At 40.8% G+C, this 23,665-nt stretch carries 22 protein-coding genes; 7 read left to right on the plus strand and 15 right to left on the minus strand.

Annotation, left to right across the window (positions count from 1 at the left end; all coding sequences use genetic code 11):
* Window positions 1–6: 6 nt before the first annotated feature.
* Window positions 7–1,449 carry a degradosome RNA helicase CshA gene (cshA, locus tag P343_RS27305; RefSeq protein ID WP_023510000.1) on the minus strand — a complete coding sequence of 481 codons (1,443 nt, stop codon included), beginning with the start codon at window positions 1,447–1,449 and terminating at the stop codon, window positions 7–9.
* Window positions 1,450–1,799: 350 nt separating this feature from the next.
* On the opposite strand from cshA, the gene zwf reads away from it, so the two are divergent.
* Window positions 1,800–3,272 carry a glucose-6-phosphate dehydrogenase gene (gene zwf / locus P343_RS27310; RefSeq protein WP_023510001.1) on the plus strand — a complete coding sequence of 491 codons (1,473 nt, stop codon included), beginning with the start codon at window positions 1,800–1,802 and terminating at the stop codon, window positions 3,270–3,272.
* Window positions 3,273–3,365: 93 nt separating this feature from the next.
* On the opposite strand, the gene dat is transcribed toward zwf, so the two are convergent.
* From dat to P343_RS36730, 4 genes are all read right to left on the minus strand, one after another.
* Window positions 3,366–4,223: a D-amino-acid transaminase gene (gene dat / locus P343_RS27315; protein WP_023510002.1), complete on the minus strand. Its 858-nt coding sequence runs from the start codon at window positions 4,221–4,223 to the stop codon at window positions 3,366–3,368.
* Window positions 4,224–4,319: 96 nt separating this feature from the next.
* A complete protein-coding gene (locus tag P343_RS27320) occupies window positions 4,320–4,973 on the minus strand; it encodes a GDSL-type esterase/lipase family protein (protein WP_236620342.1) in 654 nt (217 codons plus the stop codon).
* A 143-nt stretch (window positions 4,974–5,116) separates the two neighbouring features.
* Complete coding sequence (locus tag P343_RS27325) at window positions 5,117–5,644, minus strand: GrpB family protein (protein ID WP_023510004.1); 528 nt, start codon at window positions 5,642–5,644, stop codon at window positions 5,117–5,119.
* A 159-nt stretch (window positions 5,645–5,803) separates the two neighbouring features.
* The gene (locus P343_RS36730) at window positions 5,804–5,923 is read right to left on the minus strand and encodes an FbpB family small basic protein (RefSeq protein ID WP_023510005.1); all 120 of its coding nucleotides are present in this window, start codon (window positions 5,921–5,923) and stop codon (window positions 5,804–5,806) included.
* 200 nt (window positions 5,924–6,123) lie between these two features.
* Between P343_RS36730 and P343_RS27330 the strand changes: the two genes are divergently transcribed.
* Window positions 6,124–7,497: a dipeptidase gene (locus P343_RS27330; RefSeq protein WP_023510006.1), complete on the plus strand. Its 1,374-nt coding sequence runs from the start codon at window positions 6,124–6,126 to the stop codon at window positions 7,495–7,497.
* 516 nt (window positions 7,498–8,013) lie between these two features.
* Here P343_RS27330 and acnA read toward each other — a convergent pair.
* From acnA to P343_RS27355, 5 genes are all read right to left on the minus strand, one after another.
* A complete protein-coding gene (gene acnA, locus P343_RS27335; RefSeq protein ID WP_023510007.1) occupies window positions 8,014–10,749 on the minus strand; it encodes an aconitate hydratase AcnA in 2,736 nt (911 codons plus the stop codon).
* A gap of 203 nt (window positions 10,750–10,952) precedes the next feature.
* A complete protein-coding gene (locus tag P343_RS27340) occupies window positions 10,953–11,681 on the minus strand; it encodes a GntR family transcriptional regulator (RefSeq protein ID WP_023510008.1) in 729 nt (242 codons plus the stop codon).
* A 4-nt stretch (window positions 11,682–11,685) separates the two neighbouring features.
* Complete coding sequence (gene nagB / locus P343_RS27345) at window positions 11,686–12,426, minus strand: glucosamine-6-phosphate deaminase (RefSeq protein ID WP_023510009.1); 741 nt, start codon at window positions 12,424–12,426, stop codon at window positions 11,686–11,688.
* 1 nt (window position 12,427) lies between these two features.
* Window positions 12,428–13,597 carry an N-acetylglucosamine-6-phosphate deacetylase gene (gene nagA / locus P343_RS27350; RefSeq protein WP_023510010.1) on the minus strand — a complete coding sequence of 390 codons (1,170 nt, stop codon included), beginning with the start codon at window positions 13,595–13,597 and terminating at the stop codon, window positions 12,428–12,430.
* A 178-nt stretch (window positions 13,598–13,775) separates the two neighbouring features.
* A complete protein-coding gene (locus tag P343_RS27355) occupies window positions 13,776–14,690 on the minus strand; it encodes a Gfo/Idh/MocA family protein (protein ID WP_023510011.1) in 915 nt (304 codons plus the stop codon).
* 555 nt (window positions 14,691–15,245) lie between these two features.
* Here P343_RS27355 and P343_RS27360 point away from each other — a divergent pair.
* The gene (locus P343_RS27360) at window positions 15,246–15,443 is read left to right on the plus strand and encodes a PspC domain-containing protein (protein WP_023510012.1); all 198 of its coding nucleotides are present in this window, start codon (window positions 15,246–15,248) and stop codon (window positions 15,441–15,443) included.
* A gap of 202 nt (window positions 15,444–15,645) precedes the next feature.
* The gene (locus P343_RS36735; protein WP_084297758.1) at window positions 15,646–16,080 is read left to right on the plus strand and encodes a VanZ family protein; all 435 of its coding nucleotides are present in this window, start codon (window positions 15,646–15,648) and stop codon (window positions 16,078–16,080) included.
* A 110-nt stretch (window positions 16,081–16,190) separates the two neighbouring features.
* On the opposite strand, the gene P343_RS36380 is transcribed toward P343_RS36735, so the two are convergent.
* From P343_RS36380 to yneA, 3 genes are all read right to left on the minus strand, one after another.
* Complete coding sequence (locus P343_RS36380) at window positions 16,191–16,667, minus strand: DUF805 domain-containing protein (RefSeq protein ID WP_023510014.1); 477 nt, start codon at window positions 16,665–16,667, stop codon at window positions 16,191–16,193.
* Between the two features lie 1,057 nt (window positions 16,668–17,724).
* On the minus strand, window positions 17,725–17,940 hold the full coding sequence (locus P343_RS27375; RefSeq protein ID WP_023510017.1) for a YneF family protein: 216 nt from the start codon (window positions 17,938–17,940) through the stop codon (window positions 17,725–17,727).
* A 366-nt stretch (window positions 17,941–18,306) separates the two neighbouring features.
* Entirely contained in the window at window positions 18,307–18,600 is a 294-nt protein-coding gene (gene yneA, locus P343_RS0118815) for a cell division suppressor protein YneA (RefSeq protein WP_037593884.1), read from the minus strand.
* Between the two features lie 157 nt (window positions 18,601–18,757).
* On the opposite strand from yneA, the gene lexA reads away from it, so the two are divergent.
* From lexA to P343_RS27390, 3 genes are all read left to right on the plus strand, one after another.
* Window positions 18,758–19,372, plus strand: a complete 615-nt coding sequence (gene lexA, locus P343_RS27380; RefSeq protein ID WP_201767672.1) for a transcriptional repressor LexA — start codon at window positions 18,758–18,760, stop codon at window positions 19,370–19,372.
* Window positions 19,373–19,586: 214 nt separating this feature from the next.
* Window positions 19,587–19,922 (plus strand): phasin family protein, encoded by a 336-nt coding sequence (locus tag P343_RS27385; RefSeq protein WP_023510019.1) that lies wholly within the window; start codon window positions 19,587–19,589, stop codon window positions 19,920–19,922.
* A gap of 18 nt (window positions 19,923–19,940) precedes the next feature.
* Window positions 19,941–21,620, plus strand: coding sequence for an ABC1 kinase family protein (locus P343_RS27390; protein ID WP_023510020.1), 1,680 nt, complete (start codon window positions 19,941–19,943; stop codon window positions 21,618–21,620).
* Here the strand turns inward: P343_RS27390 and P343_RS27395 are convergent.
* Together P343_RS27395 and P343_RS27400 are read right to left on the minus strand one after the other, a co-directional pair.
* Window positions 21,591–22,889 carry an MFS transporter gene (locus P343_RS27395; protein WP_023510021.1) on the minus strand — a complete coding sequence of 433 codons (1,299 nt, stop codon included), beginning with the start codon at window positions 22,887–22,889 and terminating at the stop codon, window positions 21,591–21,593. The two genes, P343_RS27390 and P343_RS27395, sit on opposite strands and share 30 nt — an antisense overlap.
* Before the next feature lie 129 nt (window positions 22,890–23,018).
* Window positions 23,019–23,609 carry a hypothetical protein gene (locus P343_RS27400; protein WP_023510022.1) on the minus strand — a complete coding sequence of 197 codons (591 nt, stop codon included), beginning with the start codon at window positions 23,607–23,609 and terminating at the stop codon, window positions 23,019–23,021.
* Window positions 23,610–23,665 lie beyond the last annotated feature (56 nt).

The following is a 23,665-nucleotide window of genomic DNA, read 5'->3' on the forward strand; positions in this document are numbered from 1 at the left end:
ATTGCATTAATAATGCTGTGACTTTTGTTTGCTTCTTCCTCTGTAATTGTTGCTCTGGCGGTGATCGCGTTCACGAGAATGGTAATTACTCTTTCCTCTTCCGCCTTTTTGCGGACGTCCGGATCTTTTTACCATAAGCGGCGCTTCACGCGTCAGTCGAACCGGTGTTGTGTCAGGTTCTTTGGTCATGATTTTTAAAGCAGCGGCGACGAGTTCAACCGCATCATGATCGTCGAGTAATTGTTGCGCTTTAACTTCGTAGGCATGATAATTTCCGGATTCCAGCGTCTCCTTCAAATTATCAACTGCCAATTTTTGTTGACCTGCCAGTGCTTCATCAAAGCTAGGAGCGTTGATCTGCTTCATTGGCTGCTTTGTCAACCGTTCGATTGAACGAAGGTGCGGAAATTCACTTGGCGTGATAAAAGTTAGTGCCATACCCGTTCTACCCGCACGTCCAGTACGGCCGATTCGGTGCACATAGCTTTCAGGATCCTGTGGCAGATCAAAGTTATATACGTGTGTCACATTGCTGATGTCGAGACCGCGAGCGGCAACATCTGTTGCCACAAGCAATTTGACTTCATTTTGTTTGAAGCGGCGAAGAACAAGATCACGCTTGGACTGTGTCAAATCGCCATGAATGCCTTCCGCTTCGTAACCGCGTTTTTGCAACGCGCGCATTAGTTCGTCAACACGGCGCTTCGTTCTGCCGAATACAATTGCGCGTTCAGGTGATTGAATGTCAAGGAACCGGGTCAGCGCATCAAATTTTTCTAATTCTCTTACTTTGACATAGTTCTGTTCAATCAGTGATACCGTTAAGGTTTTTGCCTTGATTTGCACTTTCTTCGGTTCATTCATAAACTTTTCTGCGAGCAATTGAATCGGTTTCGGCATGGTCGCTGAGAAAAGAAGGGTTTGACGATTCTGCGGGGTGCTTTCAAGTATTTCATGAATATCGTCAATGAAACCCATGTTCAACATTTCATCTGCTTCATCCAAAACAATCATTTTGATCTGGTCCAAGCGAATGGTACGCCGTTTGATGTGATCGAGCAGGCGTCCAGGAGTCGCCGATATGATGCTCGGGCGCCTCTTTAAATCGCGAATCTGTTTCTGAATGTCCTGGCCGCCATAGATAGCAACTGTTTTAACTTTTTTAAAGGAACCGAGAGCATTCAGTTCCTGTGCATTCTGTATGGCAAGTTCACGTGTAGGTGTAATGACTACACCTTGAATTTCCGATTCATGAGGGTCTGAAACCTCAATCATCGGTATACCGAAGGCAGTTGTTTTTCCTGTTCCGGTTTGGGCTTGGCCAATTAAGTCCACACCCGTTTTCGCAACCGGAATGGCTTGCTCTTGAATTGGGGTCATATCAACGAACCCCATCCGTTCGGTTGCCTTTTTAATTTCGTCGCTAATTTCGAGTTCTGCAAATTTCATTAAGCTATACTATCTCCTTTTTCATGTTCAGTTTGATCAAACAAATGATTAGGCATTCCCCGCGACGGACGGAAAATGCCTACTAAACATTGAACGAGACATCATCGTTGTTTTCAAAAGTAAACCTCTTCCATCCCTTTAATTACCTAAACACATAATTTCACCATAACATGTACGGACATGAAATGCAATGGAAGCGACATTTAAATCAAGATTGAAACATTTTTAAACGGGCAATACTCACGATTATTCACATTCATTTCATATGAATTGGGTTTAAAGTGTAACACATTAGCCTAAAAGTGTGATAACATTCAAGTATAATGAACGAGGAACGAGGGAAATTAGACATGACTGAAACCACAAAAGAGCCAGTACTTATTTTTCTGTTCGGAGCAACTGGGGATCTCGCCCGAAGGAAACTCTATTCCGCTCTTTATCGGTTATACAAGAAAGATCAGGATTTTGCAGTAATTGGACTTGCGCGCCGCGCGCATACAGATGCAACGTTTCGTGACTTAATTAATGATTCGTTGCCGTCTGAAGCCGGACAACGCAAGCATTTTCTGGAACGATTCTACTATCGCCGTCTTGATATTACGCGGCCTGAAAGTTTCGTTCAGTTGAAAAATTTTAGTGATGAACTCGATGAACGCTACCAATTACATGGAAATAGAATTTTCTACTTATCGCTTGCGCCCGCCCACTTTGGCTTGGCGGCAAAGCATCTAAAAGAGTCCGGCTTGGCAACGACACCAGGCTGGAAACGACTGATAATTGAAAAACCGTTTGGCCATGATCTACAATCTTCTAAAGAATTGAATGAAAGTTTGCTGCATGCATTTAATGAAAATGAGATCTATCGTATTGATCACTATCTTGGAAAAGAAATGGTTCAAAACATTGAAGTTCTTCGTTTTGCAAATCCAATATTTGAAGCAGTCTGGAATCGGCGCTATATCTCAAATGTGCAAATCACGCTAAGTGAAACGCTCGGTGTTGGGGAACGCGCCAATTATTATGACCAGACCGGTGCACTGCTTGATATGGTACAGAACCATATTATGCAGCTTCTGACACTGGTCGCAATGGAGCCGCCTACTCGATTAGAGACGGATGATGTTCGATACGAGAAGGTTAAGGTACTTAAAGCGGTCCGTCCAATGAACGAGAATAATGTTGTCGAACAAATCGTACGTGGACAGTATACCCGAGGAATGACTCCGGAACGCAAGAAATTGCGTGGTTATCTTGATGAAGAAAACATAAGCAGCGCTTCTGATACAGAAACCTTCGTTGCCGCCCGTTTCCTAATCGATAATTATCGCTGGTCAGGAGTACCCTTCTATGTACGAACTGGGAAACGGATGGCGGAAAAATCAACTCAGATTGTCATTCAATTTAAGAAATTGCCGAAAAATCCGTATTTCCATAACGTTAATCATGTCGGCCCTAACCTGCTGGTCATTTACATCTCGCCCGACGAAGGGCTTTCCCTTAAACTGAACGTTAAAGAAACCGGAGAAACAGGAAATACGATTCCAATCTCTATGAAATTTCGCAATAATGAACTCGCAATGGAAAATATGCAAGATGCCTATGAACGGCTCATGGCTGACTGTATTAAAGGCGATTCAACCAATTTTACACGTTGGGATGAAGTCGCTTATTCATGGGAAATCGTAGATTCCATTGTCGATTCATGGAAAAAACGTCGTGTTCCTGTTGACTACTATGAAGCAGGAACAATGGGGCCAACTTCCTCTGATGAACTATTAGAAAAATATGGTCATCGATGGTGGCCGCTCATGCATATGGAATAACAGTATGTAATAAAAAAGACGCGTTTCGGTATTTTTTACGAAACGCGTCTTTTTTTAATTGAATTATGTCAAATATAAATAAAGAAATTTATCTTACGAGAGAGAGACAGTCCTAATCCGTTCAACTTCCGCATCAAATGCTTTAATCAACTTCTTTGTGACTGGGCCCTGCTCACCATCAGCTACCACTTGCTGTTCAATCTGAAGTACCGGATTGACTTCATTGCTTGTGCCTGTAATGAATACTTCATCCGCATTAACCAATTCATCAACAGTAAATTCGCGCTCGACAAAGGGAATACCGAGCTGTTTCGCTAGATCAAGTACAAACAAACGTGTGATACCATTCAAGATAAAATGATCCGCCGGATGGGTAATCAATTGTCCGTTCTTAACGATAAACGCATTACTTGATGATCCTTCTGTTACGGTATTTCCTCGGTGAAGGATGGCTTCTCCTGAACCCTCAACATGCGCTTTCTGTTTCGCAAGCACATTACCAAGCAGATTTAGCGTTTTGATGTCACAGCGCAGCCAGCGAATATCTTCGGCAAGACTTGCCTTAATGCCCTTTGGCCGTTTGGAAAGATCGCGCGTATGATTTGAAACCGATCCAGTGATCACAGATGAAACATGATCTGGAAAGAAATGCTGACGCGGAGCCGCTCCTCGTGTGATCTGAAAATAAACCACACCATCCTTCAACTGGTTTATTTCAATGAGTTTCTTTATATTTTCTGTGATGTGCGCGACGCTGTATGGCAATGTAAGACTTAATTCTCTCGCGCTCCGTTCCAAGCGTTTCATATGCGGTTCTAAGAGGAAAATCTGGCCGCTGTACACCATCATTGCCTCATAGATACCGTCACCGAACTGATATCCTCTGTCTTCAATATCAACTTTCGCTTGTTCTCGATCAATAAATTGATCCTGATATAGAATCGTTGCCACTGCCGTTTCCCCCTCAACATGTTTATTTCTGATTATATTCTTGAACGACAAAACCGACAATAGTCTGCATCCGGAATGGGTAAAAAGACATTAAAATTACCTTTGGACACTCGACCTGCTTTTTTTCAAATAGTCAAGCAATCGGCCGGACATTTTTGCGTAACCTTGTTTATTCGGATGAAAATGATCCTTGTAAAGTAATTGATCCGTCTTTCCTTTAAACAAGTCACTGGTCGGAATAAAAGAAATTGCTGTATATTTTTTTGTAATCGTCGTACTGTTCGCATTCCATCGATTTAGAATCGGAACGAAATCTTTATTTGCCTTACCGAGGTAATCTTCAAAAGGATTATAGAGACCAAAGTAATAGATATGTGCATTCGGATTCAACCGTCGTACTTCAGCAAATACTTGATTCAAATTTACGGAAAAAATCTTTTGTTGTGTGGAGAAGTCACTGGCGTGTAGATCTAGAAAATGCTTTTTAAAAACATGAACAAGATCATTCCCGCCGATGGTCAAGAAAATAGTATTTGATTTTTTAACGGCTTGAATGATCTCAGGCCGCTTTAATTTCTTTAATAAATCTGTAGAAGTGTCACCACGATGTCCGAAATCCTGAATCGATACCTTTTTCACCAGCGTCTCTTTTTTTAGAATCTTAGTTGTGACTCCAACATAACCTTGATTATCGAGATCACCAACTCCTTCAGTTAGTGAATCTCCCAAAGCGACGATGTTATAACTCACCTTTTCCGGCTTTTTATGAGGCACCGGACGCTTTTCAACAAAAAAATAAAACAGGCATGCAGCTAGGATACCTGCCGCAAGTATTACCAGAAGACTAATAATGATTCTCTTTTTAATGACCCTGCACCCCTCTTGCCCTTACTTCAAGCGCCGTACCACCATTGCAGCGCGAGTTGCTCAATTCGTTTGCACGCTTCATTCTTTCCTTCACAATAGCTCTCACTATCATACCGAAATTGTTCCGCCAGCGTCTGTTTCAATTGACTGTAAAATACGGCGTCATCCTCGTGCGCCTTAAGATAATCACGGAACGCTAAATGACGCACGACGTCTTCAGATCCGGTTTCAAAAATATGCAAATGAACAAGATGATTTGCCAACCCATCAGTTTTAACAAAATAGCGGCGGCCTTTTATTCCATATTCTCCTAGTGCCTCATAACCTATCATTGATAGTTTTTCATTATAATCGTCGATCGTGTCCAGTTCGTTAACTTCCGCAACGATATCAATCGTAGGTTTTGCCGAAATTCCGGGTATTGCCGTACTCCCCGCATGATGAATGGCAGACAAAACAGGCTTAAGCACTTGAATAATTCTAGCAGCTTCCTTCTTATAGGTCATCGGCCACTCCTCATCATACGGGACAACATTAATTTCCCTCTGAGCCAATTCATTCACCTCTTACGCATACTCGAACTGTCCTCATTTTAACATAGGCTACTAGAGTGATAAACGCTGGCAACAAAAAAACAGCGTTATTTCGCTGTTTTCTTAAGGACCGCTATGTCGGAAATTATCTCAAGCTACCTCGATATTTGGTTCGTTTACTTATTTCATAGCATGCCTATTATCAATTTTCACTTCAATTTTTTCCAAAGCTTTTTCATTTTGAAGAATTTCCGTCTTATTTTTTAGGATTAATTCCTTAATACTGCCTCGTTTTCGCATTAACGTCCCACCTTTCTCTTTATCTTCCAATACGGTTAGTGTACATGATTGGGTTAAATTAGCCCAAATTGTGTGAATGTTTCTTCATATTTGTATGATTCCCCATTATCAGCTTTTAAAACCCTTTCATCGGCATTTTGTTCATCGCTTGATCAATCTGCTACAATAGAGAAGTTATATGAAGCGTAGGGGGTTTTTTTATGGATAAACAAGTGGTTGAAACGTTGAAGAAAAATCGCGATCAGTATTTAAAACAAATGATCGAATTTCTCTCCATTCCAAGTATTAGCTCAGATTCAACGCGAAAAGCTGATGTGAGAAAAGCTGCTGAATGGCTCGCGGAAGACCTGCAAAAAGGCGGATTGGAAAACGTACAGATCTTGGAGACGGAAGGCCATCCGGTCGTTTATGCAGATTATCTGAAAGCAGCTGGAAAGCCTACAGTATTATGCTATGGCCATTACGATGTCCAGCCCGTTGATCCGATTGACAAATGGAATACAGATCCCTTTAAACCTGTTATTAAAGATGACATTATTTTCGGGCGTGGAACAAGTGACGATAAGGGACAGGTTTTTATGCTCGCAAAAATGGCGGAAGCTATTCTTGAAGCAAAAGGAGAGCTGCCGGTAAATATCAAATTCTGCTTTGAAGGTGAGGAAGAAATCGGAAGCGCTCATTTGGATGCATTCGTAGATGCCCATCTGGATCTGTTAAAAGCTGATGTATTGCTCGTTTCAGATACGACCATGCTTAGCATGGATCAGCCTGCAGTCAGCTACGCACTTCGCGGACTCTGCGGTCTTGAAGTTCGGCTTCAGGGCACGAAAGGAGACCTCCACTCAGGTGTTTATGGCGGAGCAGTACAAAACACACTACATGCCATGGTGGAATTACTTTCAACGCTCCATGATACTAAAGGGCATGTTACAGTGGATGGATTCTATGATCAAGTTAAGCCGTTAACAGATGAAGAGCGAAAAACATGCGAAGAACTTTCAAATGATGAAGCTCTGAAAAAAGAACTTGATGTCGACACACTTTACGGTGAAGAAGGTTATTCAACTGTCGCACGTATCTGGTCTCGCCCGACACTTGAACTCAACGGAGTTTTTGGCGGTTTCCAAGGCGAAGGGTTGAAAACCGTCATTCCATCGACGGCTACTGCGAAAATTACATGCCGTCTTGTTCCTGACCAAGATCCCGCTATCATTGGTGCGCTGCTTAAGAAACATCTACGCGCTCATTTGCCAGCTGGAGTAAAACTCGATGTTGAACTGATGGATCACGCGGAACCATTCAGCATGCCGGTTGACCATCCGGCGTTGAAAGCTGCACATAACGCCTTAGAAGAAGCTTTCAATACAAAAGCCATCCTCTCCCGTCAAGGCGGATCGGTACCGATTGTTAACACGTTCCACGACAAGCTTGGACTGGCACCGATTCTAATGGGCTTTGGTCTGGATAGCGAAAATTTCCATGCGCCAAACGAACATTTCCATCTTCGTAACTTCGACCGCGGCATGTTAGCGCTCACCGCATTTCTGTTTGATTTACCAGAACAAATGAAATAAAAAACACAAAAATTTGTATGGAGCCTGTTCGAAAAGCAGGACAAAAAGGGCCAAGAAGGTCAAGAAGGTCAAGAAAACGCTGCTTTGAGCACCGGAGCGTATGAATATAATACGTGAGGAACGGAAAAGCAAGTTGACGCAGAGAACTTCCGCAGGATGCGGTGACTTCTGCGTTATGCACAGGACGTGCATGAATTTAGCAGAAGATCCGTTTTTACCTTTTTCCCGGACTTTTCGAACACCCTCATGTAGCTAAAGAGGCTGTCCTTCTTATCAAAGGACAACCTCTTTTTTAGGTTGAAGAAGCCATATGAAGTTTGTTCATCCAAGTCGAATCTTTCTCATCCAGAGCCTCTTTTTAATAAAAGAACTTAGGGAATACAATGGATTGATGCACTAACCTTTCCAATGGAACCCTCTCCTCCGAAAAACAATCCGAATGTCTGAAGGCACTAAATGATCTCCTTCGTTGATTATCATGCTCAGTTTTTCATTAATCATACATCATGCAGAATATTATTCTGCAAGCTTTCTGCGTAACACAGTCTGAAGAATACCACCATTACGATAATAGTCAATCTCAACTTCACTGTCAAAACGGACAATAACTTCAAATGGTGTTTCCTTTCCATCTTTACCAATCGCTAGAGCAGGAACTGTTTTCCCTGGTGCTACCTGTTCATCCACTTCGATCGTAATAGATTCTTCACCAGTCAGTCCCAGAGAGTCGGCACTTTGGCCATCTTTAAACTGTAAAGGCAAAACACCCATCATTACCAAATTGCTACGATGAATACGTTCATAGCTTTGTGCGATGACCGCTTTAATACCCAGCAGGTTTGTACCTTTCGCTGCCCAGTCCCTTGAACTACCCATGCCGTAATCTTTGCCGGCAAGCACAACTAAATGAGTATGGTCTTGTTTATATTTCATAGCGGCATCATAAATCGGCATCACTTCGCCTGTCGGCCAGTATGTGGTATAACCACCTTCAGTTCCCGGTGCAATCTGATTGCGAATGCGCACGTTCGCAAAAGTTCCACGCATCATTACTTCATGGTTGCCGCGCCGCGATCCATATGAATTAAAATCAAATTGTTGTACACCTTCACTCAGTAGATACTGTCCTGCAGGGCTCTGTTTTGCGATCGAACCAGCCGGGGAAATATGATCGGTTGTGACCGAATCGCCAAACTTGCCGATCACACACATCTGCTCAATCGGTTTAATCGCCTTCAGTTCAGCAGAAAGATCTTCAAAGAAAGGGGGATTCTGAATATAAGTTGACTTGGCATCCCAATCATAAAGCTCTCCGTCACTTGTCTGGATGTTATTCCAGCGCTGATTTTCAGTAAACACGCGGGCGTATTCATTCTTAAAGCTTTCCGGACCGACTGATCGGTTCATCACTTCTTCGATTTCATCGCTGGATGGCCAGATATCTTTGAAGAAAATATCATTTCCTTCATTATCTTTGCCGAAGGAATCATGAAGCATGTCAAAATCCACCGTACCCGCTAAGGCAAAAGCGACAACGAGCGGCGGTGAAGCCAAATAATTTGCCCGTATGAGCGGATGAATTCGTCCTTCAAAGTTACGGTTTCCAGATAGTACAGCAGAGACCGTCAAATCCTGTTCAACGATCGCTCTTTCTACTGGTTCAGGAAGAGGACCAGAGTTTCCGATGCAGGTCGTACACCCGTAACCAACGACATTGAAGCCCAACTTCTCGAGATACGGGATGAGCCCGGCTTTTTCAAGATAATCAGTTACAACCTTTGATCCAGGCGCCAAGCTTGTCTTAACATAATCGGGAACGGTCAATCCTTTTTCAACAGCTTTTTTGGCGACCAGACCTGCACCTATCATTACACTCGGGTTGCTCGTATTTGTACAGCTAGTTATCGCTGCGATCACGACAGCACCGGTGTTCAGTGCTTCTGTTGTCCCGTCCTCATAAACAATTGTCGCTGATTTGCCTAATTCATTTTTCTCAAAACCGAATCCATGATTTCCTGCCGGACGTGTTAATGATTGTTCAAATTCATTTTTCATATTCGAAAGCGGAATACGATCCTGTGGACGTTTCGGCCCTGCAAGCGATGGCTGAATATCGGACAGATCCAATTCAAACACTTTCGTAAAATTCGGATCTTTCGCGCCAGGTACATAAAACAAGCCATTTGCTTTACAATAGTCCTCAACAAGCTGAACTTGCTGCTCGGAACGACCGGTCAGCCTTAAGTATTCCAGCGTTACTTGATCGACAGGAAAGAACGTTGCTGTTGCGCCATTTTCAGGTGACATATTCGAAATCGTTGCTCGATCTGCCAGGGACATATGTGAAAGACTCGGTCCAAAAAATTCGACAAACTTGCCAACGACACTTTCTTCACGCAGCAATTGTGTCACACGAAGAGCGAGGTCGGTCGCTGTTGTTCCATTTGGAAGGCTGCCGACAATTCTAATACCAATCACATCAGGAACCGGGAAGTAAGAAGGCTGCCCCAACATACCTGCTTCAGCCTCAATACCTCCGACACCCCATCCCAGCACACCTAATCCGTTAATCATTGTTGTGTGGGAGTCTGTGCCGACTAGTGTATCCGGATATGCAAGTGTCTTACCGTCTTCGGTCTCAACTGCGTGAACAACAGAGGCTAGATATTCCAAGTTCACCTGGTGGACAATTCCCGTAGCCGGTGGAACCGCACGAAAATTTTCAAACGAAGCTTGCGCCCATTTTAAAAATTTATATCGCTCCTCATTGCGTTCAAATTCCCGTTCCATATTAAAACTCAAAGCGTGATTCGTACCAAATTGATCGACCTGTACCGAATGGTCAACAACAAGATCGACTGGTTTTTCCGGATTGATCTTTTTTGGATCGCCACCCAAATCAGCCATTGCTTTTCTAAGCGACGCCAAGTCGACAACTGCAGGTACACCGGTGAAATCCTGGAGTATAATACGTGACGGATTAAAAGGAACATCAATATGCTTATCTAGCTTCTCAGTACCCCATTTAGCCAGATTTTCGACATGTTCTCTTTTAATTACTTTGCCGTCGCATTGTCGAAGCACAGCTTCCAGCAATACTTTTATTGAATAAGGAAGCTTCTCGATTTCTCCATACTCCGACAGTACATCCAATTGATAATAACTGAATATTTTTCCACCACTTGAAAAAGTGTTAAGAGCATTAAAATAATCTGTCTTTTTCAACCTCTTCGTTTCAGCCGCTGCTGTCATTTTGTCACCATCCCGTCTGATTTCATAGGCATATTCTTAACTTAATCTTAAAGGATACTACGAATTAAGTAAAATTTATTTATTTGATTCTTATTAATAAGCATTGCTTATCATTAAATAAAAGATAGTGGCTTTTGCTAATGGATCAAACAGTTAGGGATCGTTTGTTTTAACAAAAAAAGGATAAACATCATAAACCATGTTCATCCTCTAGGAAGCGTAATCATAAATTTATATCGATCTGCCCGAAAAAGAGACTTTGTCTGTTCTATTGGCTGCCCGTTTTTCAGAAAGGAGCACCGTTCAATGAGTAGAACAGGTGATCCATTCTGTATGTCAAGAATTTTAGCCTCTTCATCTGTTACAAGGGCTGCTTCCAGCGATTGATCTGCGTGATCAATTAGCAGGCCACATTCCTGTTCTATATAATGGTAAAGCGAAGGACTTGCTTTCTTCTCGGTGAGTTTCGGAAATACATGAACCGGAAGATACGAGGTTTCAATCGCCATTGGCTCGTCATCTGCTAGTCGTGTACGCTTAATCTCAAAAACCTCTTCTGATTTACTCAATCCAAGGCGCTCCGCGATTTTCGTTGATGGAAGGATTCTTCTGAAACTCAGCATCCTACTGCCAGGCTTCATTCCACGGCTGATCATATCTTCTGAAAAACCATTGAGGCCGATTAAAGCTTTTTCAATTTTATTGTAGTTTGATACAAAAGTACCTTTCCCTTTGATTCGAACAAGCAAGCCCGAGTTTACCAAGTTCATAATCGCTTGGCGAACCGTCATTCTCGATACGTGAAATTGATCAGTGAACTCTCTTTCAGATGGAATCTGATCGCCGGCTTTCAAATTCCTGTTTTCGATTAAGTGCTCAATGTAACGTTCGATTTGATAGTACATTGGCACCGGAGACTCGCGGTCAAACATTTCATCATTCCTTGCTGAATTTGATTAGCGACAATGCTGCCTCATCCGCAATCACGGTGACATCCGGATGCTGGACAAGCGCTGAAGCAGGAAAACAATCATCTGGAACAGAAAAGTGCAGCATCCGATTCATCGCTTCTGCTTTTTCTTCGCCTGAGGCGATCAGAACAATCTTCTTACTTTTTAAGATCGTGCCAATCCCCATTGTGATCGCCTGTTCCGGAACTTCCGACAGGCTTCCGAAGAAACGCGCGTTTGCTTTACGCGTTGATTCTGTTAATTGTACAACATGTGTACCCATCGTTAAAGGGGTGCCAGGTTCGTTAAACCCAATATGTCCGTTACGCCCAATGCCAAGCAGCTGCAGATCAACTCCACCAAGACTTTCGATAAGGTTATCATAATGCACGCATGCTTCCACCGACGTATTTTTTCCATCTGGAAGAAATCGTTGATCTTTCGGAAGATCTATATATTTAAAAAAATGACTTTCCATATACGAATGATAACTATTGGGATCTTCGGGATTGATTCCAACATACTCATCGAGATTAACTGTATGAATCTGGCAGTAACTTGTTTCATTTTTTTGGTGATCAGCCACCAATTCCTTGTATGTTCCTTCAGGTGTGCCTCCGGTTGCTAGCCCAAGCACAGCATTCGGTTTTTCCTTAATAAGTTCAAGAATGATTTGTGCAGCTTTTTTGCTCATCTCATTTTTATCGGATACAGAAATGATTTTCATATTAACGTCCCTCTTTCTTTTGAAAAGCAATTGTTCCACGGCAAACAGTCAGAACGAGTTCATTATGTTCATTAAGAACGATGAAATCAGCATCTTTTCCTACTTCTAGCGAGCCTTTCCGATCAAATACGCCGCATTGCATTGCCGGATTAATGGCGCCCATCTGTACGACATCGGCCAAAGTTGCATCTGTGAACGCCAGGATGTTTCGCAAAGATTCATCCATCTTCAACACACTGCCCGCAATTGTTCCGCTCTTCAGAACAGCAAGCCCATTGTCGACATAAACATCCTGGCCTCCTAGATCATATACACCTTTCTTCAGGCACTTCGCACGCATTGCATCCGTGATTAAAATCATTCGATCGCTTCCTTTTAATTTGTAAGCGAGATTGACCATGCCTTGGCAGACATGATGACCGTCACAGATGAGTTCTGTATAAAGTTCATGATGAAGCAGCGCGCCTCCAAGAATGCCTGGTTCACGATGATGCATGCCTCTCATTCCATTAAAAAGGTGAGTGACTTGCGTCGCGCCTGCATCGATCGCACGAATAACATCATCATCTGTTCCATTTGTATGCCCGATCGAAGCTACGACGCCTTGGCTTGCTAAATGGCGAATTAAGTCTAATCCTCCTTTTGTTTCTGGAGCGAGGGTGACTTCTTTAATTTTGTTTCCAGAAAGCTTCTGCCATTGATCAAAAAGGTTACGATCGGCTTCGAGGATATACTCAATTGGTTGGGCACCTGTTTTTTCCTTATTAATAAACGGACCTTCAAGGTGTATGCCCAAAATCTCAGCTTCACCTGGTTTCTGGTGACCGATCGTTTCTCCGGCGTTTGCTACTGCTTTTTCAATGGCTGGAACTGATTGTGTGATCGTCGTCGCAAGAAATGAAGTCGTTCCTTCTTTAACCAAAGCCGAAGCAATGGTACTTAAAGCTTCCGGAGTAGCATCCATTGTATCCGATCCATTTGCGCCATGAATATGCATATCAATCATTCCGGGAAGACATTTATAGGTCTCCGGAAAACGAATGGTCTCGTTTATCGCTGAGTTTTCATCAAACCCGATGCCAACGATTTTGTCTTTATCAAAAACCAGATAACCGTTTTCCTTCCACTCATTTTGACTAAAGATGGAGCACCCTTCAATTTTTGTCGCCATACCGATCGCTTCCTTTTTTCTTTTATTTTATCACTTAATACATCTAGTTGTCTAGACATCTATACGCTGATAGTCTGCATAATCTAATAGTGGTTTATGGCGATCTCAAGATTTTTTATGGGTTATCTTTCCTTCATTATTATTAATCAGACAAAAAAACATAACCCCATTGCATTGCTTAAAGATTACTTTCGGCTTGTTCAACAATCCATTCACAAAGCCGATGCGTCTCCAGTGCATCTTGTTTATCAACAGGCTCATTTTTACCCTGTTGAACCGCATCTAGGAACGCGTAAATAATTGGTTCAAAACCGCGTTTTTGCAAAGTTCCTGTCCAGTCACCAAACTTTTCGATACAATGGTCCGCGCTTTTGACCCACTCCATCTCCGTCAGGTCTTTGATGATGTATTCCCCTTGTGGGGACATCACTTGCGCAAGCTCCTGATTCGCACCACTGACTCGATTCATGATTGCTAAAGCAGTTAGATCTCCACTGCGCAAAATTACAGATATACCGCTGCATAGATGTTCCTCATTCATAGAAGCATGAACAGAAAGTGAATTAATTGGCTTTCCTAGCAAAAAACGAGCCGTATCAATGACGTGAATGAAATCATCGAAAACAGCAGTTCTTAAATCTTTTGGATCATTCACTCGATTCTTCTGGCAAATCACCATCGTCTTGTTTGGAAGAAGAGAAGCTTTGGCGATGAACGGTGCAAACCGTCTATTAAATCCGGTCATAAGCAGCACATGATTGACCTCTGTCAACTCAGTCAATCGTTTCGCGCCTTCATAATGATCGGCTATTGGTTTATCAGTATAAACTGCAATACCGTGCAGTATCAATTGTTCGATAATCTTTGGATGAGCATGGGTTGCAGCATGCACAAAAGCAGCATGGATGCCTTGTTTCAACAATTCATCAATGGACGTACAGAGATGTGTCCAGCGATATTTCGCGCGGACCTCCTCCAATGTTGCCTTGTTTCGTGTGCAAAAGTAAAATTCAATTCCGCTCATTCCGGCATAGACCGGCAGATAAGCCTTCATCGCTATTGAACCAAGCCCAATCACACCAACCTTTAACATGTGCATTCACTCCCCGCTTTGATTTTTCACCTAAACCAAATTTCTCTATTCAAATCAAATCTTTAGTGAGATCGATATCTAAAAACGTTAACACAACTGCAATAATGCCCCAAAGATAGAATTTTTTTCGTTTCATTACTTCTCACTTCACTTTTTTTAAAAGGATAGTAACAAAAAGCCAATGTGGTATCTATTAGTAAATTTGCAGAAGTTGTGGATATATGAAGAGCAACACTTTCTGAATTAGCAAATGGAAAACGTCAACGCATCCAATTTGATCATATCATATAGAAAAGATCGCTGATCAGTTGAATAATAAAAATATAAGAGAGATTATTGATTTTGTGGATGAATAGGCGATATCATGGAGGCATAGGCATGAAAAAAATAATCATTGAATTTTTTATTGTCTGTATCTACAGTCTCACATGCAACTATTATTAATAGGTAGTTTACTCATATTAATCCCTCAATTAATTGTCTATAAATTTTCTAAACCTTTCAAGAGAAAGAACAAGTACTCATCCATTACTATCCATTAATAAGGAGGAAAACATGCACTTTCATAAATTAATGAAATCTACCACAGATATCGGTTTATCTGGTGTTTGTGGAGGTATTGCTGAATTTTTTGGTATATCCTCAATTGCAGTGAGATTAATTTTCCTAGTATTGGTATTTGTTAACCCTTTAGCAATGCTTATTATTTATTGTATTTTAGCTGTCTCTTTACCAAATAACGATTTAAATTAATTGGTATCATAAGAGAGACATATCAAACTATTAGAAGTTAACAATAATTAAATAACGGAGGAAATAAATTGTACTTCCTGACTCCCTTTCCATTCATTTTCATTTTTACAATTATTTACTTTCCTGTATCAATAATTTTTTTGATTAGAAAAGGCAATTTTAAATTATCTCAATTTATTATTAGGACTGTTTCCTATACTATATTCTTCTAGTTATCAGCCTAACTTGGTTTTCCATTCCATTGATTACACGTTGGTCAGCTCACATTCACAGCTTCACTGAACTCAACCAACAAGATAATTTTATCCCTTTCCTTTCAATTTCCAATACTTTATTTCACTCAGTTGGTCTAGAAGTCATTCTTAAACAATTAGGTGGAAACATTTTATTATTTTTGCCTTTTGGATTTCTATTACCTCTCGTATCAGAGAAATATCATAACCCTATAAAAATGCTTATCGCTAGCATACTGTTCAGTTTATATATTGAACTGGGACAAGCTGTAATAAGTTTTATTGTTGGAATAACTTATCGATCTACTGATATTGATGACGTAATCTTAAATACTCTTGGGGGAATGATCGGTTTCTGTCTTATAAAATTACCATTTAGATTATTATCGGCTAAAAAGAAATAAAAGATTTGTTTATATGTCTGTCGCTGTTCATTATAAACTTATTTAATCTAAACAAGAAAAAAGGACGCCACCCAAATTAATGGATGATGTCCCTTTTTCTGAACTTTATTTTAGCTGTCTGTATGTTCTCTAAAATTATTTGGATCCTTTGACGGTAAAAGTGTAATGACAAAACGTGCAATAACTGCAGCAAAATAAATCAATGCTAATAAACCGTCTATCGTAATCGTACTTTTTGTTACTCCTTCAGCAATAAATACCAGAACTTTAGGCGCCAAACACAAACCTACGTACCACCAAGCAGAAAGATTAGCATCATGAAAGCGTCGAACAGTTAAACTGATACCTGGTATGATGATTGCTAAAGTGTACAAAAGATACACAAATACAAAAACCGTGCTCAAACCCATACCACCATAATCCTTAGTTGTAAATGTATGGATAACAGGAACAATGACAAACGCAAGTATGATGATAAAAATTAAGAAATTCCATAGCTGCACCCACCAGTAGGTTGAACGGCTACTTCTTCCTCCAAAATAAACATAGTTTTTCCAGAAAGCTGCATAAGCTTTCAAAAAACCCATTATAATCACCTTGGTTTCATTTAATTGGTAAATTATAGCGCAAATATAATTACTTGTCAGTGTTTTAGGAATGATATTGAATAAATGAAAAAAACCCCACCTAAAATTAATTGGATGAGGCTTAATTATTACTTAAGTTACAGTTTCTGTTTTGGATAAATAGTATCCGAATTAAGATGGTTCAATTTGCTACAGACATATTATTATCTGTAGCTATTTCCCAATGTATTACTTGACACTACTGTATACTGATATGGCCGTGACTTGGGCTTACTAGGTTCGTTGTTAGACTAGCAACTACCTTATCTAGTGCCGTAGCTGTCTCAGACCCAAATCGTTTTTTATTTTCCTTGCCAAGAACATTGATTATTGTTTCTTTAATATCTTCAGGTTTTAGTCGCCTAATCTCAATTGACCTCAAGCCACAATCTATTAGCATGCATAAGATTGCTTTACTTCTAAGTTCAAGGTACGAATCTGATTAAACGCATGAATCATCCAATAAACCTGATCTGGTTTAAATGTGTGTATAACAGTCTTTGGAAGCTTTGGACATTCCACCTTCTCCATGGGACCCTCTTTGATGTACTCTTCCTCAACACACCAACTAAAAAAAGCATGAATCATTTTATACATTGGGATAATGCTTGTTGCTTTAAGTTTCCTGTCTTGTGTCATTCGGAAACAAATTCTCTTAAGTATAGAGTAACCTGTTGTAGATCAGTAATAGATATCTTATCTTGTTAGAAATTCAACTACCCTTCTTACTTCATATTCTTTAGTAAGCATCGTCTTATCCGTAAAACCCTTGGCTTTGAAATGATAAAAATACACCTGAGATAACTCCTCTAGATTTAAGTCAATAAAAAAATCACCAACTTCTGTTGGTTTACTTTTCAACAGAAAATGGTGATTAAGAAAGATTAACCTATGTTTTTTCAATGCTTTGTGTCTGAAAATCAAGATGAAGGATGTTCAATTCGACGAAATAAGTATGAAAATTAGACGTTAAAAGGACTTTTCAAACGTTCAAAACCCTCGCTACGTCTAGCATTACTCATTTCATTTGGTTGTTGATGGCTTTCATCATCTGATTAATTTTCTTCTGTGACGGGTGTTGACCCATTTGAGCCATCATCACGCGCAGCATGTTTTCATTAATCGGCGGATTTTTCTTAAGGTAGTTCATCATATATTTACGGGCGATTAGAAAGCCGAGGATTAATCCGGCGGCCAAGCAAATCACGCCCACTAATATGTATAACCAGAGCATGCGTCTGCTTCCTCCTTGTGTCAAATGTCCATAGTTCAGTGTACACTATCACTTGATTTCAGGTCAACCTTGTACCCCATGAATTCATGGCTTTTTTATTGATTGTACGGCTAAAAACACAAAAAAAAGAAAGCGTGTTCTTATAAAAAGAAAATGCTTTCTTCTGAAGGAGGATGAAAAATGGCCATTAATGATATAAATCATCAATGGAATTCAGTAATCACATACCAACAAAACATAAAGGGATAAAACGTTGTACCAACACATTAACATCGATATCCCTTTGTTATATAACAGTATAACATAGAAGGATGAATATGCCAATTAAAAGTATTTGTCATGATTCGACAAGAGATGAGGTTCCGGTTACTTTCGAACAGGAATAATAAGCTTTTCATTCGGAACAATATGATCCCGGATTAAGCCATTCTTGTTCTCGACCCAGCTGACAAATGCCTGATTGGACAGTTTTGGATTTTCCTTTTGATATGCTTCGGCAATAGTCCAAAGCGAGTCCCCTGTTTTCACTGTGATTTCTTTATAATTGTTTTGATCGGCCGCAACCGTATTTGTTAATGTCAGGAACAGAACGACAGTCATAATTAAAAATAGGATAATGAAAGAAATGCCTTTCGCTTTTTGATGAATGCTTGTATTCATATCAATTTCCCCCTGTAAGGAATATTTGTTCGCGGAACGTTTGTTCGTTTTCTCTATTTTAATGCGAACATATATTTGTGTCAATACTTTCGAACGAATGTTTGCATCACTCTTTTCTGAATGCTATAATATTGACAGGATAAGGAAAAGGAGAAGCATCATGAAACTCTCAAATCGGCAGCAAGCTATTTTGGATTTTATAAAACATGAAGTTGCAAGCAAAGGTTACCCGCCATCCGTCCGTGAGATCTGCGATGCAGTCGGACTGGCCTCTAGTTCAACAGTACATGGTCATCTCGCACGACTTGAAAAAAAGGGATTCATTCGACGCGATCCAACCAAGCCGCGAGCAATTGAAGTGCTGGATCATGACGGTGATGTTTATACAGAAAAAACGGTGAATATCCCGGTCATTGGAAAAGTGACAGCCGGTCTACCGATCAGTGCTGTTGAAAATATTGAAGAATATTTTCCGGTCCCAAGTTCAATGGTTGAGGATGATGATGCTTTTATTTTGAATGTATCTGGTGAAAGCATGATAAATGCCGGCATTCTTGATGGAGACAAAGTGATTGTCCGTCAGCAGAGAACCGCTGAAAATGGGGAAATTGTTGTTGCTATGACTGATGATGATGAAGCAACGGTCAAACGCTTTTTTAAAGAAAAAGACCATATCCGTCTTCAGCCGGAAAACGCATCAATGAATCCGATACTACTTGATAATTGTGTCATTCTCGGAAAAGTAGTTGGGGTCTTCCGCTCAATTAAGTAACTCGGTAGCCTGTTTGACAGATACACAGCTAAGTTTGAAATTATATATTTTCGTCCTTTTATTGAATCAAAACAATGAGCCTGAAAGCACTTTAAGTGTCTTTCAGGCTTTTTCCGTATCCTTTCGCATCAGGTTCTGAATTTCAGGCACCCTAATCATATACAGGTCATAGAATGTCAGTTAAAATAAAGGAAAAGCGCGAGGAGGAAGAACCATGAATGATTTGATAAAAAAAGGGTTTCTTATTGGACTTGGCGCAACGATTGCGAGTAAGGAAAAAGCGGAGAAGCTTTTTGAAGACCTTTCAAAAAGCGGTGGTGCAGCTGCTGAAGAAGCAAAAGCATTACTTACTGCTTTAAATGAAAAAGGCAAAGGAAATACAGGAAAATGGCGTGACGGTTTTGAGCAGGAGATCATAGATGTCATTAAGGATCTGGGGTTTGTTACCCTGGATGAATTCAATGGTTTAAAGGAAAAACTGACCGCTCTTGAAAACCAAATTACAGAACTGAAAAGTACCACAACAAAAGAAGAAAACGATGAAAAATAAATCGTTCAGGTGATCTTCATGATTGGAAAGCACATTCGCCATATAAAAAGATATCAAGAAATTGTCGCGGTTCTGGTAAAGTACGGTTTTGGTTATATTGTTAAAGATGTTGGCCTCTTTCATCTTCTCTCATTGCCAAAGCAGATCATTTCCGACTTCTCAGGAACAGGAAATGAACAAAAATCGATCGGTCAGCGTATTCGTTCAATGCTTGAGGAACTCGGGCCAACTTTTATTAAACTTGGCCAGCTCCTCAGTCTAAGAACAGACATTTTGCCGGAACAGATCGCTGAAGCGATGCGCGAACTTCAAGATCATGTCACACCGATTGATCCACAGACAGTTAAAAAAAGAATTTCCGAAGAATTCGGTAAACCGGTTGAAGAGCTATTTTCTCGGTTTGATGAAAACTGCCTTGCTGCTGCTTCAATTGCTCAGGCGCATTATGCCGTCTTAAAAACAGGTGAAGAAGTCGCCGTCAAAATCAGACGGCCGGATATTGAAACCGTTATTGAAAACGACATTGAAATTCTTTGGGATCTCGCATCACTTGTTGAAAAAAGATATGAATGGGCACGTACTTACCAGATCAGTGATATTGTTGAGGAATTTTCTCTAGCAATCCGAAGTGAAATGGATTACATCATGGAAGCCAGGACGACCGAAAAGCTGCATGACTTTTTTAACAACAACGACACGATCGTGATACCAAAGGTATATCGAGAGTTTTCTACCCAAAGAGTACTGACTCTTGACTATATTCACGGATACAAATACAGCGAGCTTGTCAGCGGTCCTCCAGAAGGTATCGATAATAAGGTGATTTGTGAACGTCTTGTGCGCTCGTTCTTGGATCAAGCGCTTATTTGCGGTATCTTTCATGGCGACCCGCATCCCGGCAATCTTTTTTTCTTCTCAGGAAATAAAATCGGCTATATCGATTTCGGACAAGTTGGGCATTTAAATGATGCGATGAAGCGCGATTTTGGTGACTTGATTATCGGCCTTATGAAAGGAAATACCGAAATGCTATTTCGCACGATTTCGTCCATGACCAACATGCCCGATGATCTGAATGAACGGCACTTCAAAGCGGATCTTGATGTTCTCCGCGAGAAGTACTACCGTTTGCCTTTTAAAGATGTTCATATTGGGAAAGTGATCCATGATATCTTTGAAGTGACCAAGAAGCACCACATCAGTATTCCGAAAAATTATACACTTCTTGGTAAAGCGCTGATTACACTAGAAGGCTTAATTACACGGCTGGACCGAAACATTAATATATTGGAACTTGCAGAACCGTATGGACAGAGACTCTTGATCAAAAGGCTAAATCCAAGTGAGCTTTCAAAGAAGTTTCTATTGAATGGATACGACATCGTTGAAAACAGTATGCACATCCCTTCTCTTTTAAGAAAAACACTAACTCATCTCTACAAAGGAAAGACGCGAGTGGAAATGAAACTTCCTCAATTGGAATTCTTGCTTGCAAAAGTGGATCGAGCAGCAAACCGAATTTCATTCAGCATCATGCTTCTTTCCTTCAGTATCATACTGTCATGTATTATCATTGGAGAAACATTCGGATCTCGCTCCCTCCTTAGCAATGTCCCTGTTCTTGGCATTGCAGTGACTGTTGTCCTTTTCATGTTCATGATTGTTCTCTTATCTATTTTTCGATCCGGCCGCTTCTAGGCTGCCATTGATTGGTTCCACCACTGTGCGTTCTTCAATTGTATCGGACGGCACAAAGAATAAATAATAAACTGCTGAAAGTACTGTCACAGAACCAATAATAAGAAAGATAGTTTCAATCGACACGAGTCTTGGAAAGGCAAACGTGATGAAGCCGAGCGTCAGCGATTGCGAGAACATCAGGATCGGTGTGCTCCAGCTCTCCACTCGCCCCATCATTTTGGGATCAACAATATGCGGCATCCATCCTCCGATCGCAACATTAACCAAGGGAATTAACAGAGTTGAGAAAAAAATCATGACAAAGAAAAGATATACGGTAGGCACATAACCGGCAGCAACCATGAAAAGACCACTGGCAAGCAACCCTGTAATAATCATGGATCGGAACCTGCACTTACCTGCGCAGACAGAAGCAATAAGACTTCCGATCAATATCCCAGCCCCCGCGATTATTCCAGTCCAGACCGAGAATAATTCATACACATCTGGCACTAGTTTATATTTCAGAATGAAGATGAGCATGACGCTGCACCCACCGTTAATAATTCCAAAGATGGCAAAGCTTCCTACTAGAGAAGTAAGTAGTTTATCTTTAATAATGTAGAGAAATCCTTGATTGAAATCAGTGATGATGGATTTAATTGTTGTTGTCTTCCAATCATGTGCACCGTTAGGCTGACGCACTTCTTTCCGGATCGCTGGTATTCGTATGAGTAGAGCCGACAAAACAAAGGATAGCGCGTCAATTAAGATTGCTCCTTGGACACCGAAATGCCAATAGACAATTGCTCCAAGGCCATTTCCAAAAATCATAAATACACTACTGACCATTTGATTCAAGCCTGCCGCTACCGCATAATCACCTTTTTGTAAAATTCCCTGCAAGATTGCCTGCTCAGCGGGAGCGAAAAACTTTGATACGGCAGCACGTAAAAAAATAATTGAAAAGATCAGATTTAACTGTCCCCATAGTACCGCCCCAAGCAGTGCAAGTGACAACAATGCACTGATCCAATCACAATTAGATGCAATTTTTTGTCGGTCGAGACGGTCGGCTGCCACACCTACGATCCAGAACACGATTAAAGCGGGTAATGAAAACATCAGTTCATTGACAGTCGCTAAGTACGGCTGATGGCTGAATCGGCTCAGAAAATAAAAAACTAATGCGGTCATTCCAATAATGCTTCCTAACTGTGATGCGACTGATGCTGTAAATAACAAGGAATACTGCTTATTTTTAAAAATAGCAAAGGTTGTTTTCATGGTTCTCCTCATTTCGCGTGACATGGTTCATTCGGTATGTCTTAATGATAGAACGCTTCACGTACGAATGATTCGATCTGATGATGGTTTTGCGTCTCCAACCTGAGTCTGATTTTTACTCAGCCTTAATCACTTATTAATGAGCAGTTGGTAAATACGCGTGCCAATCGTTGGATCCAATGTTGCTGCGATTTTATTCAGTTCTCTCTGCGCAAGTACGACCTGCTTCGACTCATCTTTCCCATGAACCTGAAGCAAACGATTAAATTCTTTTGAAATGAGACGAATTTTCTTTTCATCAATTAATTTTCCAGCCAGAAACAACGTGCCTGTTCGGCCTGATTCAGGCTCTATGACCGTCCATTTCGTATCCGGCTGATTTGAGATCATTCGGCATGTCACTCGATTTGTCGCATCCGCTACAACGAGCAAAACATCCTGTTGATTCTGTGGAACTACCCTTACAACTTCTTCAAGTTGATTCAACATGTCTTTATCTAATGGATACGGTTCCTTCTTGAACGGAAATTCTTTTTTTATACGGCTCCATGCCTCCGAACTTCCCGTGCAAGCGATAAACTGGCATTCAGATATTCGAAAAAAACTTGGCTTTTTTCCCGGTTTGATTTGCCAGTTGCCCTCTTTGTCAAACTCGACTAGATTGCCATCACTAACGGCTGAAATCCATTGTTCTGTCGCTATGATTGATACAAAGCTCATGATTTCACCTTCCCTTGCATCCTTGTTTCTATTATAGAAATAGAATAGTTGAAACA

The organism is Sporolactobacillus laevolacticus DSM 442 (assembly GCF_000497245.1).
GTDB lineage: Bacteria > Bacillota > Bacilli > Bacillales > Sporolactobacillaceae > Sporolactobacillus > Sporolactobacillus laevolacticus.